This window comes from Mycobacterium paraffinicum, assembly GCF_001907675.1.
Taxonomy (GTDB): domain Bacteria; phylum Actinomycetota; class Actinomycetes; order Mycobacteriales; family Mycobacteriaceae; genus Mycobacterium; species Mycobacterium paraffinicum_A.
This window is the reverse complement of sequence record NZ_MPNT01000025.1, coordinates 13,770-25,504: the sequence shown is the minus strand read 5'-3', so window position 1 is coordinate 25,504 and position 11,735 is coordinate 13,770. Positions and strand designations below refer to the sequence as shown.

Here is an 11,735-nt window from a genome sequence, read left to right as displayed (position 1 = left end):
TACAGGTTCTGGTGCAGGGCTCGGTGCTCAGGGTCTCGCCCAGGGTTGCACCCAGCCCTGGATCGCCCACCCCTCCAGCGCCGCGATCAGCTCGTACATCGTGGCGCCGTCGATGGATTCGCGGATGATGTCGGCGTGCCCGGCGTGCCGGGCCAGCTCGTTGATGACGTGCAGGATCACCCAGCGCACCGACCAGGCCTCCTGGTTCTTGGGGAACCAGGGGATGTCCTTCGGCACGGGCACCGCGGCGTCGAGGTCCGCGGTCTCCACCAACCGCAGCGACTCCGCGTTCTGTTTTTCGAAGGCCCGCAGCAACCCGTCCAGCGTCTCATCGGGCCGCATCACGTGCTGATCCGCGAATTCCTGCGCGATCTGCTCGAACGGGCGCGTGTCCTTCGGCGGCGCGTCCGGCGCGGCGGCGACGCGTCGCATCCAGCTGCGTTGCATCCCGGTGGCGTGCTTGACCAGCCCGCCGATCGACAGCGCGCTGACGGAGGCGGTGGACCGGGCCTGGTCGTCGGTGAGGCCGTAGCTGACCGCGAAGTAGGCGCTCTGGTGAAATGCCAGGTACTCGCGCAGGGCGCTGCGTTCGTCGGACACGGGCGGGGCGAGGGCGGGCATGGTCAATCCTTCCTGTTGTGGACGTAAAGGTCACGCAGGCAAGAGATTTCGGCACCGTGGTGGATCGCTTCCCGGTTGATGTGCAAGACCAGCTCGCTCAGCGCGTGGTCGGCGTACGGCCCTTCCGCCGGTCCGCAGCGGCGGGTCAGGTCCGCGGCCGACAGCGACCGCACGCCGTGGATCCACGTGGCGTACGTCTGGTCGAGTTGCCGCAGGGCGGTGCCGGCGTCGGTCGCGAATTCCCAACTCTGGAAGCTGGCCGCGGGTCCGCCGAAGTGGTGGTGGCTGCGCATGGCGAACACGCCGACGATTACGTGGGCCATCCGCCAGGCGATCGTGGTGAAGGGCGCCGGGCTGGGTGGGGGGAATTCGAAGTCCACCGACCCGTCCGGATGCACGGTCCAGCAGTTGGGCACCGGCTGCCAGAAGTACTCGTCGTCGGACAGGCCGTCCAGGCGTGGGCGCAGCTGCGCGCGCCAGTGCCAGTCGAGTTGGTCGGCGAGTTGCGTGGTCAGATCCGCCATGGCCCATAGCTTTCCATCCACCGCCGACAGGCGTCTTCTGGTTTCTTGCGGCGAAATGGCCTCATCGCCGCCGTGGGCTCGCCGTAGAGTGCGAGCATGCGCGTGGTTGCGGCCGAGTCGACCGAGCTGTTCGTCGGGCCGCCGGACGCGCCGGTACAGCTGGTGCGGGTCGCCGTTTCCGGGGTGGCCGAGCCGACGCCGATCCGCGTCGACGGGGACGGCGTGAGCGGTGAGGCGGTGGCCGGGGCCGGCGACGAGGTGGTCGAGGTCCCCGTCGGCGTGGACCGCCCGGTGGTAGGGCAGGCGCGGGCGGCGCGGGCGGTGGCGGCCGGCGCCGCGCAGCCGTTCGAGTTCGTCGTGGCCGAGCCCGGCTGGACCATGTTCATGGTCAGTCACTTCCACTACGACCCGGTGTGGTGGAACACCCAGGGCGCCTACACCAGCGAGTGGGTCGCGGACCCGCCGGTCCGGCAGACCAACAGCTTCGAGCTCGTCCACGCGCACCTCGAGATGGCCCGCCGAGAGCCGGAGTACAAGTTCGTGCTGGCCGAGGTCGACTACCTCAAGCCGTACTGGGACACCCACCCCGAGGACCGCGCCGACCTGCGCCGCTTCCTGGCGCAGGGCCGCGTGGAGGTGATGGGCGGCACCTACAACGAGCCCAACACCAACCTCACCAGCCCGGAGACCACGATCCGAAACCTGGTGCACGGCATAGGGTTTCAGCGCCACGTTCTGGGCGCCGACCCGGCCACGGCCTGGCAGCTCGACGTGTTCGGCCACGACCCCCAATTCCCCGGGATGGCCGCCGACGCCGGGCTGACGTCGAGCTCGTGGGCCCGGGGTCCGCACCACCAGTGGGGCCCGGGCGGTGACGTCGACCGCATGCAGTTCTGCAGCGAATTCGAGTGGATCGCGCCGTCCGGCCGCGGCCTGCTGACCCACTACATGCCCGCGCACTACGGGGCGGGCTGGGGGATGGACGAGTCGGCCTCGCTCGCGGAGGCGGAGGACGCCACCTATGCGCTGTTTCGTCGGCTCAAGCGGGTCGCGCTGACGCGCAACGTGCTGCTGCCCGTCGGCACCGACTACACGCCGCCGAACAAATGGGTCACCGCCATCCACCGCGACTGGGCCGCGCGCTACGCCTGGCCGCGCTTCGTGTGCGCGCTGCCGCGGGAGTTCTTCGCGGCCGTACGCGCCGAGCTGGGCGAGCGCGCGAGCGTGCCGTCACCGCAGACCCGCGACATGAACCCGATCTACACCGGCAAGGACGTGTCCTACATCGACACCAAGCAAGCCAACCGGGCCGCGGAGAACGCCGTCCTGCAGGCCGAGCGGTTCGCGGTGTTCGCCGGGCTGACGGCCGGCGCCGAGTACCCGCAGGCCGCCCTGGCCAAGGCCTGGGTCCAGCTGGCCTACGGCGCGCACCACGACGCCATCACCGGCTCGGAGTCCGACCAGGTCTACCTCGACCTGCTGACCGGCTGGCGCGACGCGTGGGAGCTGGGCCGCGCGACCCGCGACGCCGCGCTGGCGCTGCTGTCCCGCGAGCTCGGCGGGGACGTCGTGGTGTGGAACCCGCTGGCGCAGCGGCGCACCGACGTCGTCACCGCGCGGCTCGACGCGCCACTGGCGGCCGGGGTGCGGGTGCTGGACACCGATGGCAGCGAGCTGCCCGCACACGTCGAGGACGGCGGCCGGTCGGTCAGCTGGCTGGCGCGCGACGTCCCGTCGCTGGGCTGGCGGACCTACCGGCTCGTTCCCGGCGGCGGCCCGGCCGGCTGGGAGGCGGTGCCCGGCACCGCCATCGCCAACGAGCGCTGCCGCCTCGAGGTGGACCCGGCGCGCGGCGGGGGAGTGCTGTCCCTGGTCTGCGACGGCCGGGAGCTGATCGCCGACGGCCGGGTGGGCAACGAGCTGGCCGTCTACGAGGAGTACCCGTCGCACCCGACGCAGGGCGAGGGCCCGTGGCACCTACTGCCGAGGGGGCCGGTGGTGTGCTCGTCGGAGTCAGCGGCCCTGGTGCGGGCCTACCGCGGGCCGCTGGGGCAGCGGGTGGTCGTCACCGGCCGGATCGGCGCGCTGCTGCGCTACACCCAGACCATCACCCTGTGGGACGGCGTGCCGCGGGTGGACTGCCGCACCACCATCGACGAGTTCACCGGGGCCGACCGGCTGGTCCGGCTGCGCTGGCCCTGCCCGGTGCCGGGCGCCATGCCGGTCAGCGAGGTCGGCGACGCCGTCGTGGGGCGGGGCTTCGCCCTGTTGCATGACGGGGCGCGCTCGGTGGACACCGCGCAGCACCTCTGGACCCTGGACAACCCGGCCTACGGCTGGTTCGGCCTGTCCTCGCCGGCGCGCGTCCGTGTGGGCCCGGCGCACGGCCAAGCCGTGCGTGCGATCTCGGTGGCCGAGGTGGTGACCCCGGACGAGGCGGAGTCGGGGCCGCTGGCGCGCGAGCTGATGGTCGCGCTGGTGCGCGCCGGGGTGACGGCCACCTGCAGCGGGGCGGACAAGTCCCGCTACGGCGACCTCGAGGTCGATTCGAACCTGCCCGACGTGCGGATCGCCCTGGGCGGGCCGGCCCGCAACACCTTCACGAAGGCGGTGCTGGCGCAGGCCGATCCGGCGTACACCGACGAGCTCGACCGCCAGCTGGCGGCGACCGGCCGGGCCACGGTCTGGGTGCCGGCCGCCGCCCCGTTGGCGGCGGTGTGGGTGCCCGGCGCCGACCTGCGCGCGCCGGCGGCGCTGCCGGTGCTGGTGATCGCCGGCCGCGACGAAGCGGGCCTGGCCGCCGCGATCGCGGCGGTGACCGACGACCTCGGCGACGCCGAAATCGTCGTCACCCAGCGGGCGCCTGCGGGCACCGACGACTTCCAGGACCGCACCGTCGCCCTGCTCAACCGCGGTGTCCCCGGCTTCGCCGTCGACGTCGAGGGCACGCTGCACACCGCGCTGATGCGGTCCTGCACCGGCTGGCCGTCGGGCACCTGGATCGACGAGCCGCGCCGCACCGCCCCGGACGGCTCGAACTTCCAGCTCCAGCACTGGACGCACGCCTTCGACTACGCGCTGGTTTGCGGTGACGGCGACTGGCGGCGCGCCGAAATCCCCAGCCGCAGCGCGCAGTTCGCCCACCCGCTGCTCGCCGTCACCGCCGGCGGGGCGCGCGGCGCGGCGCCGGGGGCCGGATCCCTGCTGCGCGTCGAACCCGCGCCCCGGGTGCAGCTGGCCGCCCTGAAGGCGGCCGGCAACCCGCTCACGGCGGGCAGCGCGCGGCCGGTCGATCCGCGCGAGGTGGCGCTGCGCCTGGTGGAGACGACGGGGGCGCGGGCCAGCGTGGTCATCGGCTCGGACATCGGCGAGCTCGGCGACGTCCGCCCGGCCGACCTGCTCGAAACCGCGCGCGCCGGCCGTCGCCCGCTCGAGCTGCACGGCTACCAGGTGGCCACCGTGCTGGCCCGGTTCGAGAGCACGCCGCACGAGCGAGCGCCGTCCGTCGCGCTGGCCCCGCACGCCGAAACCGCCCAGCCGTTGTACGCGCGGTACTGGCTGCACAACCGGGGCCCCGCGCCGCTGGGCGGGCTGCCGGCCGTCGCGCACCTACACCCCGTGCGAGTGCCCGCCGAGCCGGGCGGCGAGGTCGTGCTGCGCCTCACCGCGGCCAGCGACTGCAGCGATGCCACCCTGACGGGCACCATCACCCTGGTGTGCCCGCGGGGCTGGTCGGCCAAGCCCGACGGGCTGCCCTTCGCGCTGCACAGCGGCGACTTCCGCGAGGCCGAGGTGGCGGTGTCGGTGCCCGCCCACGCCAGCCCCGGGCGGTACCCGATCAGGGCCCAGCTCCGGATCACCGGCGACGAGGCCCCGGCCGCCTGGCGACAGACGGTCGAGGACGTGTGCATCGTCGAGGTCGGCGCTACCGGCGACGGGGAGCTGGTCTACCTCGCCGAGGGGCCGGCTGACGTCGAGGTGGCCGCCGGCGCCGCGGCGGCGCTGACCGTCACGGTGGGCAGCCGCGCCGGGGCGGACCTCGCGCTCGAGGCGCACCTGATCAGCCCGTGGGGCACCTGGGAGTGGCTGGGCCCCGCCGCGGCGGGCGCGGTCTTGCCCGCCCGCGACACCGCCGACCTTCGTTTCTCGGTGACCCCTCCGGCCTGGCTGGAGCCGGGCCAGTGGTGGGCCCTGGTCCGGATCGGGTGCGGCGGCCGGCTGCTCTACACCCCGGCGGTCAAGGTGAGCGTGACATGAGCGTGGCGGCGACGGTCGCCGGCGTTGCGGTTCCGGTTGAGGCGGTCGACGCGGCCGAAACGCGGCTGCGCGGCCGGCGCGGAGCGGCCACGCTGCCGGCCGCCGGCACCGCCGAGGGACGCCAACTGCGGCGCTGGCTGACGCAGCTGATCGTGACCGAACGGGTCGTCGCCGCCGAGGCCGAGGCCCGCGGCCTGAGCGGGCGGGGCGCGCCGGCGGAGCGGGAGCTGCTGCCCGACGCGACGGCGCGGCTGGAGATCGGCAGCGTCGCGGCGGCCGTGCTGGCCGACCCCCGCGCCCGGGCGCTGTTCGCGCACGTCACCGCCGCCGTGCGCGTGTCCGACGAAGAGGTGGCCGCCTACCACGCCCGCAACCCGCTGCGGTTCGCCGTGCCGCGTCGCGATTCGCACGGCTGGCGGGTCCGGCCGCCGGCCGGGCCGCCGCTGGACGACGTGCGAGCGGCGATCGCCGGCCATCTGCTCGGTGCCGCCCGGCGCCGCGCCTTTCGGGTGTGGCTGGACGCGCGGCGGGCGGCGCTGGTGCGGCTCGCCCCCGGCTACGAGCATCCGGGCGACCCCCGCCAACCCGACAACACCCACCGGCACTGATCGCGATGCTCACCCTCTGCCTGGACATCGGCGGCACCAAGATCGCCGCCGGCCTCGCCGATCCCGACGGCACACTGGTGCACACCGTCGTGCGGCCCACGCCGAAAGGCGCGGCCGAGGAGGTGTGGGCCGCGGCCGACGCGACGATCGCCGACGCGCTGCGTGCGGCCGACGGTGCGGTCGCCGCCGTTGGTATCGGGTCGGCCGGGCCCATCGACCTGCGCGCCGGAACCGTCAGCCCCGTCAACATCAAAGGCTGGCAACGCTTCCCGCTGCGCGACCGCGTCGCGACCGCGGTGCCCGGCGTCCCCGTACGGCTCGGCGGCGACGGCCTGTGCATGGCGCTGGGCGAGCACTGGCGCGGTGCGGGCCGCGGCGCGGACTTCCTGCTGGGCATGGTGGTGTCCACCGGGGTGGGCGGCGGGCTGGTGCTGGGCGGCGTTCCGTACACCGGCCGCACCGGCAACGCCGGCCACGTCGGGCACGTGGTGGTGGAGGACGGCGGCCCGCCCTGCGTGTGCGGCGGGCGCGGCTGCGTCGAGGCCATCGCCTCCGGGCCGTCCATGGTGCGCTGGGCGCGGGCCAACGGGTGGTCCGCCCCGCCCACGGCCGGCGCCCGCGACCTGGCCGCCGCCGCGGCGGCCGGGGATCCGTTGGCGGGCCGGGCATTCCACCGGGGGGCCACCGCGCTCGCGGCGATGATCGCCTCGGTCGGCGCGGTCTGCGACCTGGACCTCGTCGTCATCGGGGGAGGCGTCGCCAACTCCGGCGGCCTGCTCTTCGATCCGCTACGGGAGACGCTGGCCGAGTACGCGCGGCTGGACTTCCTGGCCGGTCTTCGGGTGGTTCGCGCCGAACTCGGCGGCGAGGCGGGCCTGGTCGGCGCGGCGCGGCTGGCCGGCCTCAGCTGACCGCCGGACGGCCGCCGTTTTGGCTGACGGCGACGGGTCAGGCTATCCTGGTGCCCGATCCACCGAAGACCGTCGGTCACCGAGCAATCGGTTGAAGGTCCGGGAGTATCCCGGCGGCCCACGCAGGAGGACGAGGCAGCAGCGCCGGCCCCGCCGGCGCGCATTCACGCCCCGGCCGCATCCTGCGCCGGGGCGTTCGTCGTTCCACGGGTGATCACAGACGACACGTCGCATGGTTTTCACTTCAGGAGGTACGCATGGCCAGGGCTGACAAGGCCACCGCCGTTGCAGACATCGCCGAGCAGTTCAGGGACGCGACCGCGACCCTGATCACCGAGTACCGCGGGTTGACCGTGGCGAACCTGGCCGAGCTGCGCCGGTCGCTGAGCGGCTCGGCCACCTACTCGGTGGCCAAGAACACGCTGATCAAGCGGGCGGCGTCCGAGGCGGGCGTCGAAGGCCTCGACGAGCTGTTCGCCGGGCCGACCGCGATCGCGTTCGTCACCGGCGAGCCGGTCGACGCCGCCAAGGCCATCAAGACCTTCGCCAAGGACCACAAGGCGCTGGTCATCAAGGGCGGCTACATGGACGGTCGCGCGCTGACCGTCGCCGAGGTCGAGCGCATCGCCGACCTGGAGTCGCGCGAGGTGCTGCTGGCCAGGCTGGCCGGCGCCATGAAGGGCAACCTCGCCAAGGCGGCCGGCCTGTTCGCCGCCCCGACCTCGCAGATGGCCCGCCTACTGGCCGCACTGCAGGAGAAGAAGCCCGCCGAGCCGGAGCCCGCGGCTCCGGTCGCAGCAGCACCGGCGGCCCCCGCCGAGGAAACCCCCGAGGCACCGGCCGAGACGGCCGAGGCACCGGCCGAAGCCGAATAACACCAAACCCGCAAACCTGGGAAAACAAGGAAGGACCCACACCATGGCGAAAATGTCTACCGACGACCTGCTCGACGCCTTCAAGGAAATGACCCTGTTGGAGCTCTCCGACTTCGTCAAGAAGTTCGAGGAGACCTTCGAGGTCACCGCGGCCGCCCCGGTCGCCGTCGCCGCGGCCGGCCCGGCCGCCGGTGGCGCCCCCGCCGAGGCCGCCGAGGAGCAGTCGGAGTTCGACGTCATCCTCGAAGCCGCCGGCGACAAGAAGATCGGCGTCATCAAGGTGGTCCGCGAGATCGTCTCCGGCCTGGGCCTCAAGGAGGCCAAGGACCTGGTCGACAGCGCACCCAAGCCGCTGCTGGAGAAGGTCGCCAAGGAGGCCGCCGACGAGGCCAAGGCCAAGCTCGAGGCCGCCGGCGCCACCGTCACCGTCAAGTAGCTGCACGTCACGAAACCCCCGGAAGCGACCTTCCGGGGGTTTCGTGCGCTCAGCGTGAGTGCAGCGACCGTTTCGCGCGCTCGGGTGAATCACCCAGCGCGATAACCAGATTCGACTTCATCGAGCCGAGCACCGATTCGACCGCCGCGCCGTCGTCGCCGTAGAAACCGGCGAGCTCGAGCATCACGAACCCGTGCACCAGCGCCCAGAACTGGGCCGCTGTGCTGACCACGGCGTGGTCGTCGTCGGCGTCGCCCACCGTGATCCGGCCCGCCCGCATCGATCGCTGTACGGCCCGCACCACGTGGGCGAAGCTGGGAATGCTCTGCTCGATCTCGCCGACCGTCAGCGCCAGCACGTTGCCCACCGGCGCGTTGATGCCGTGCGCGCTGGTGCTGCCGAACATCAGCCGGTACATGTGCGGATGCTCGATCGCGTAGCGCCGGTAGGCCGCACCGGTCGCGAACAGGTCCGCGACCGGGTCGGCGGTCTGCGGCACCGACAGCGCGGCGTCGAACTGGCGCAACCCCTCCTCGGCCACCTCGGCGATCAGGCCGCGCATCCCGCCGAAGTGGGTGTAGACGGCCATCGTCGACGTTCCGGCCGCGCCGGCGACCTTGCGGGTCTGCAGCGCGTCCGGGCCGTGCTCGTGCAGCAGGTCCACGGCGGCGCGCAGCATTTCGTCGCGGACGCTGTGCTGCCCTCGCGTCAATTCCGAAGTCATCGTTGCCATCCTCGCATCCGCGGCGTAGCGTCCATATAACAGCATCATATCAATGTTATAGGAGCTCAGCGATGACGGTCACACATACCGCCGAAACCCGTAACCCGTATCTCGAGGGTCTGCTGGCGCCGGTGCGCGCCGAGGTGACCGCGACCGACCTGCCGGTCACCGGACACATTCCCGAGCACCTCGCCGGTCGCTACCTGCGCAACGGTCCCAACCCCGCCGAACAGGTCGACCCGGCCACCTATCACTGGTTCAGCGGCGACGGAATGGTGCACGGCGTCGCGCTGAGCGAGGGCAGGGCCCGTTGGTACCGCAACCGCTGGGTGCGCAGCCTGTCGGTGTGCGCGGCCTTGGGCGAGCCAACCCCGGGCCGGCTCGACCCGCGCGCGGGCATGCTCTCGCTCGGCGCCAACACCAACGTCTTGACCCACGCCGGGCGCACCCTGGCCCTGGTCGAGGGCGGGGTGGCCAACTATGAGCTGACCGACGAGCTGGACACCATCGGGACGTGCGACTTCGACGGCACCCTGGCCGGCGGCTACGCCGCCCACCCGCACCGGGATCCGCGCACCGGCGAACTGCACGCCATCTCCTATTCGTTCGCCCGCGGGCGGACCGTGCAGTACTCGGTGATCGACAGCAAGGGGCGGGCGCGCCGCACGGTCGACATCGAGGTGTCGGGGTCGCCGATGATGCACGACTTCTCGCTAACCGAAAAGTACGTCGTCGTCTACGACCTGCCGGTGACGTTCGACCCGGTGCAGGCGCTGCCGCAGACCATGCCCGGTTGGCTCTCTGCGCCGGCCCGGCTGGCGATGCAGTCGCTGATCGGGCGCGTGCGGGTGCCGAGCCCGATCAGCGCCCTGATGAACCGCAGCCCGAAGCACTCCGATCGCATGCCCTACGCCTGGAACCCGAACTACCCGGCGCGCATCGGGGTGATGCCCCGCGAGGGCGGCAATAAGGACGTTCGCTGGTTCGAGATCGAACCCTGCTACGTCTACCACCCCCTCAACGCCTACTCGGAGATGCGGGGCGGCGCAGAGGTTTTGGTGCTCGACGTGGTGCGGTACTCGCGGATGTTCGACCGCGACCGGCGCGGGCCCGGCGAGGCCCCGCCGACGCTGGACCGCTGGACCATCAACCTGGCGACCGGCGCGGTGAGCGCCGAATGCCGCGACGATCGGCCGCAGGAATTCCCCCGGATCAACGAGGATCTGCTCGGCCGGCAGCACCGCTTCGGCTACACGGTCGGTGCGGCGTTCCAGGGCGCCGAGGCGACCGTGTACAAGCACGACTACGCCACCGGTGCCCGCATGGTCGCGCCGCTCGATCCCGACCTTTTGCTCGGCGAGATGTCCTTTGTGCCCAACCCCGGCGCCTCCCAAAAAGGCGGAGCCGAGGACGACGGCGTTCTGATGGGCTACGGCTATCACCGGGGCCGCGACGAGGGCCAGTTGGTGTTGCTGGACGCGGGGACGCTCGAGCCCGTGGCCACCGTGCATTTGCCGCAGCGGGTGCCGATGGGCTTTCACGGCAATTGGGCGCCCACTGGCTAACGCGCGTCGAATAAGATGGCGGCCGCCGGCGACGGCGGGATCTCAGGTCAGCCAATTTTCGCCGGCTGTACCACGCAACCCTGATGCCGTGCAGCAAGCGTGCGCTACAGTGACTCATGCCACACAAAAGGGCAGGTGGCGGGCATGAGCGTCGACGGAAGGATCTCCCATGGGTGTCGCTATTGAGGTGAACGGCCTCACGAAGTCCTTCGGGTCGTCGAGAATTTGGGAGGACGTCACCCTGGAGATCCCCGCCGGGGAGGTGAGCGTTCTGCTGGGCCCCTCGGGTACCGGCAAATCGGTGTTCCTGAAGTCCCTGATCGGCCTGCTGCGTCCCGAGCGCGGCTCGGTGGTCATCGACGGCACCGACATCCTGCAGTGCTCGGCCAAGGAGCTCTACGAGATCCGCACGCTGTTCGGCGTCATGTTCCAGGACGGTGCCCTGTTCGGTTCGATGAACCTGTTCGACAACGCCGCCTTCCCGCTGCGCGAGCACACCAAGAAGAAGGAAAGCGAGATCCGTGACATCGTCATGGAGAAGCTGGAGATGGTGGGTCTTGGCGGCGACGAGAAGAAGTTCCCCGGCGAGATCTCCGGCGGTATGCGCAAGCGCGCCAGCCTGGCCCGCGCCCTGGTGATGGACCCGCAGATCATCCTGTGCGACGAGCCCGACTCCGGTCTGGACCCGGTTCGCACCGCCTACCTGAGTCAGCTGATCCTCGACATCAACGCCCAGATCGACGCCACCGTCCTGATCGTCACGCACAACATCAACATCGCCCGCACCGTCCCGGACAACATGGGCATGCTCTTCCGGCGCAAGCTGGTCATGTTCGGCCCCCGCGAGGTGCTGCTGACCAGCGACGAGCCGGTCGTGCGGCAGTTCCTCAACGGCCGCCGCATCGGCCCGATCGGCATGTCCGAGGAGAAGGACGAGGCGACGATGGCCGAGGAGCAGGCCGCCCTCGAGGCCGGCCAGCACGCCGGCGGTGTGGAGGAGATCGAGGGCGTGCCGCCGCAGATCGTCGCGTCCCCCGGCATGCCCGAGCGCAAGGCCGTCGGCCGGCGCCAGGCCCGGGTGCGCGAGATCCTGCACACCCTGCCGCAGAAGGCGCAAGCCGCGATCCTCGACGACATGGAGGGCACCCACAAGTACCGGGCGCACGAGGTCGGCGACTAGCGCGCTCGGCCTGAGTTTTCGCGATAACTTCGCG

At 72.0% G+C, this 11,735-nt stretch carries 10 protein-coding genes; 7 read left to right on the top strand and 3 right to left on the bottom strand.

Features of this window, described 5'->3' with window-relative positions:
- Nucleotides 1–27: 27 nt before the first annotated feature.
- Together BRW65_RS22205 and BRW65_RS22200 are read right to left on the bottom strand one after the other, a co-directional pair.
- Nucleotides 28–600 carry a DinB family protein gene (locus tag BRW65_RS22205; RefSeq protein WP_073878441.1) on the bottom strand — a complete coding sequence of 191 codons (573 nt, stop codon included), beginning with the start codon at nt 598–600 and terminating at the stop codon, nt 28–30.
- Between the two features lie 23 nt (nt 601–623).
- On the bottom strand, nt 624–1,145 hold the full coding sequence (locus BRW65_RS22200) for a DinB family protein (protein ID WP_073878338.1): 522 nt from the start codon (nt 1,143–1,145) through the stop codon (nt 624–626).
- A gap of 96 nt (nt 1,146–1,241) precedes the next feature.
- Here BRW65_RS22200 and BRW65_RS22195 point away from each other — a divergent pair, with 96 nt between their 5' ends.
- From BRW65_RS22195 to rplL, 5 genes are all read left to right on the top strand, one after another.
- Nucleotides 1,242–5,402, top strand: a complete 4,161-nt coding sequence (locus BRW65_RS22195) for an NEW3 domain-containing protein (protein ID WP_073878336.1) — start codon at nt 1,242–1,244, stop codon at nt 5,400–5,402.
- Entirely contained in the window at nt 5,399–6,010 is a 612-nt protein-coding gene (locus BRW65_RS22190) for a DUF7158 domain-containing protein (RefSeq protein ID WP_073878334.1), read from the top strand. The genes BRW65_RS22195 and BRW65_RS22190 overlap by 4 nt, the downstream gene beginning before the upstream one ends.
- A 5-nt stretch (nt 6,011–6,015) precedes the next feature.
- Entirely contained in the window at nt 6,016–6,921 is a 906-nt protein-coding gene (locus BRW65_RS22185; RefSeq protein ID WP_073878332.1) for an ROK family protein, read from the top strand.
- A 257-nt stretch (nt 6,922–7,178) separates the two neighbouring features.
- A complete protein-coding gene (rplJ, locus tag BRW65_RS22180) occupies nt 7,179–7,796 on the top strand; it encodes a 50S ribosomal protein L10 (RefSeq protein WP_073878330.1) in 618 nt (205 codons plus the stop codon).
- 43 nt (nt 7,797–7,839) lie between these two features.
- The gene (gene rplL / locus BRW65_RS22175; protein WP_067274949.1) at nt 7,840–8,232 is read left to right on the top strand and encodes a 50S ribosomal protein L7/L12; all 393 of its coding nucleotides are present in this window, start codon (nt 7,840–7,842) and stop codon (nt 8,230–8,232) included.
- 49 nt (nt 8,233–8,281) lie between these two features.
- Here the strand turns inward: rplL and BRW65_RS22170 are convergent, their stop codons facing one another.
- On the bottom strand, nt 8,282–8,965 hold the full coding sequence (locus BRW65_RS22170) for a TetR/AcrR family transcriptional regulator (RefSeq protein ID WP_432206447.1): 684 nt from the start codon (nt 8,963–8,965) through the stop codon (nt 8,282–8,284).
- 62 nt (nt 8,966–9,027) lie between these two features.
- Here BRW65_RS22170 and BRW65_RS22165 point away from each other — a divergent pair, with 62 nt between their 5' ends.
- A complete protein-coding gene (locus BRW65_RS22165) occupies nt 9,028–10,521 on the top strand; it encodes a carotenoid oxygenase family protein (protein WP_073878328.1) in 1,494 nt (497 codons plus the stop codon).
- A gap of 169 nt (nt 10,522–10,690) precedes the next feature.
- Nucleotides 10,691–11,701, top strand: coding sequence for an ABC transporter ATP-binding protein (locus BRW65_RS22160; protein WP_073878326.1), 1,011 nt, complete (start codon nt 10,691–10,693; stop codon nt 11,699–11,701).
- Nucleotides 11,702–11,735: the final 34 nt, after the last annotated feature.

Excerpts from the sequence above, each read along its gene's own strand:
- rplL (WP_067274949.1), top strand. The coding sequence starts at position 7,840 with ATGGCGAAAATGTCTACCGACGACCTGCTCGACGCCTTCAAGGAAATG.
- BRW65_RS22185 (WP_073878332.1), top strand. The coding sequence starts at position 6,016 with ATGCTCACCCTCTGCCTGGACATCGGCGGCACCAAGATCGCCGCCGGC.
- BRW65_RS22165 (WP_073878328.1), top strand. The coding sequence starts at position 9,028 with ATGACGGTCACACATACCGCCGAAACCCGTAACCCGTATCTCGAGGGT.
- BRW65_RS22160 (WP_073878326.1), top strand. The coding sequence starts at position 10,691 with ATGGGTGTCGCTATTGAGGTGAACGGCCTCACGAAGTCCTTCGGGTCG.
- BRW65_RS22170 (WP_432206447.1), bottom strand. The coding sequence starts at position 8,965 with ATGGCAACGATGACTTCGGAATTGACGCGAGGGCAGCACAGCGTCCGC.
- BRW65_RS22190 (WP_073878334.1), top strand. The coding sequence starts at position 5,399 with ATGAGCGTGGCGGCGACGGTCGCCGGCGTTGCGGTTCCGGTTGAGGCG.
- BRW65_RS22195 (WP_073878336.1), top strand. The coding sequence starts at position 1,242 with ATGCGCGTGGTTGCGGCCGAGTCGACCGAGCTGTTCGTCGGGCCGCCG.
- BRW65_RS22200 (WP_073878338.1), bottom strand. The coding sequence starts at position 1,145 with ATGGCGGATCTGACCACGCAACTCGCCGACCAACTCGACTGGCACTGG.
- rplJ (WP_073878330.1), top strand. The coding sequence starts at position 7,179 with ATGGCCAGGGCTGACAAGGCCACCGCCGTTGCAGACATCGCCGAGCAG.